This is a genomic window from Pediococcus argentinicus (assembly GCF_001437605.1).
In the GTDB taxonomy this organism is placed as follows: domain Bacteria; phylum Bacillota; class Bacilli; order Lactobacillales; family Lactobacillaceae; genus Pediococcus; species Pediococcus argentinicus.
Map to the genome: position 1 here is coordinate 1 of NZ_JQCQ01000001.1, position 1,552 is coordinate 1,552.

Below are 1,552 nucleotides of genomic sequence, written 5' to 3' on the forward strand. Positions count from 1 at the left end.
TAACTTACTAAGATCAATCTGTTGGATGAATCTGTGAAACGGCCATTTTATTTTACGGCATTAAATTGCCCAAAAGCCACGCGGCCTTTACTTCACATCCACTTTAAAACAAAAAGAGGAGTAAACAACTCCGTCGAGTTATTTACTCCTATAGCTTAGTAAGTTTATTTTTAGACTTTTCCATCTTCATCCAATCGTTCATTCAACATCTTAATCGTCTCTTTGACAGTAAAACCGGATTCACCAAATAATAGTGAATTAGTATTGCAATGCAAGTGTGCGAGTAAATCAATAAGAGTCTCACGGCAAGGCTTATCACGTTGCTCTGTACAAGTGATTCGGTGATCGATGGGACTTAAGTATTTATCTTCTGGCAGTAATTTAGTCAGATTGAAAGCATTACAAAAATCATTCAATACTGACAGCTGAAAATCTAAGATTTTACGTGCTTTAACTAAACGGGTGGTGATAGTCTTTTCGGGTACAGGGATATGAATTCGTTGCCGTCCTTCAAAGGTGGCAACGGAATATTCAGGACGTTGATTATCGGTGTGCAAGTCATGGAGTTGGTGCGCCATAATCCAATGTGCAGGACGTTTACTAGTTCCAGACAAGGGTACTAAGCGTAAATTTCCCATAACAAATGGAATGGCGTGGTTAACATTTAAGTGGTCGCAAAAAGCTTTCATCAATACGAAACTAACATCGGTAGTTTTAATGAAATGATTGATCAATGAGCGGGTTGATAAGGTGGTTTGATGTAATCCGCGCACTTTATCGAAAACAAGTGTTTTACCAGGTGTCTTCCAAGTGGAAATATCGTGAAGATACAGAGTTGTTTTGGCACAAATTTGCGTATCCTCAATCAGAGGAATATCACATATAATATCTTGATGACTGGAAATGGTTCGAGAAGAAATCAGTTGCTTTTGGTGATCGAGAAAATCTAGATACAGGTTCATTCAGGTCTCCTTATAACTAAAAGTAATAGATTGGTATATTTAAAACTACAGTTAACTACTATACACGAAAAAGGCCGTCTCTGGGGACCTAAATTAAAAATAATTCACCGGTAACGTTTCCATTGCTGATAACTGGCATATTTTAATTTTTGATTATTTATGTAACTGAAAGCTATAGACTTTTTCACTATTAAATATGAAATAAACTAAAATACTTTACAAAAAATAAGTAATCATGTATCTTTAAATGATAATCATTACTATTTAGAGAAGAGAGGGAATTCTGATGGCAGAAAAAACTGATTATGCAAGTGCATTAAGACGACTACGTAGTAAGAACAAAAAGACAAGTAAACGGGCCAAGCGAGTTCTTGGAGATTTGAAAAGGAAGGCAAAGTAATTGGCAAAGAAATCAAAAATAGCTAAAGCAAATAAAATAGATCGAACAATTGAAAGATACGCTGAAATACGAGCAGAACTAAAAAAGAACCATGACTATGAAGGTCTAAGTAAGTTACCAAGAAATGCATCACCAACACGCCATTGGAACCGCGATGGTTTTGATGGTCGTCCTCATGGTTACCTACGTA

3 protein-coding genes are annotated in these 1,552 nt (G+C 36.1%); 2 read left to right on the forward strand and 1 reads right to left on the reverse strand.

Going from position 1 to position 1,552, the window contains the following annotated elements:
• Positions 1–170 precede the first annotated feature (170 nt).
• Positions 171–962, reverse strand: a complete 792-nt coding sequence (locus IV88_RS00005; protein ID WP_057797444.1) for a hypothetical protein — start codon at positions 960–962, stop codon at positions 171–173.
• Positions 963–1,248: 286 nt separating this feature from the next.
• Here IV88_RS00005 and IV88_RS09295 point away from each other — a divergent pair, with 286 nt between their 5' ends.
• A complete protein-coding gene (locus IV88_RS09295) occupies positions 1,249–1,362 on the forward strand; it encodes a putative metal homeostasis protein (protein WP_162258636.1) in 114 nt (37 codons plus the stop codon).
• Positions 1,363–1,552, forward strand: a 190-nt coding sequence (locus tag IV88_RS00010) for an uS14 family ribosomal protein (protein ID WP_057797446.1), incomplete at its 3' end; no start/stop codon positions are given.

What these genes read in the sequence shown, in the direction of transcription:
- IV88_RS09295 (WP_162258636.1), top strand. Translation starts at nt 1,249, where the DNA reads ATGGCAGAAAAAACTGATTATGCAAGTGCATTAAGACGACTACGTAGT.
- IV88_RS00005 (WP_057797444.1), bottom strand. Translation starts at nt 962, where the DNA reads ATGAACCTGTATCTAGATTTTCTCGATCACCAAAAGCAACTGATTTCT.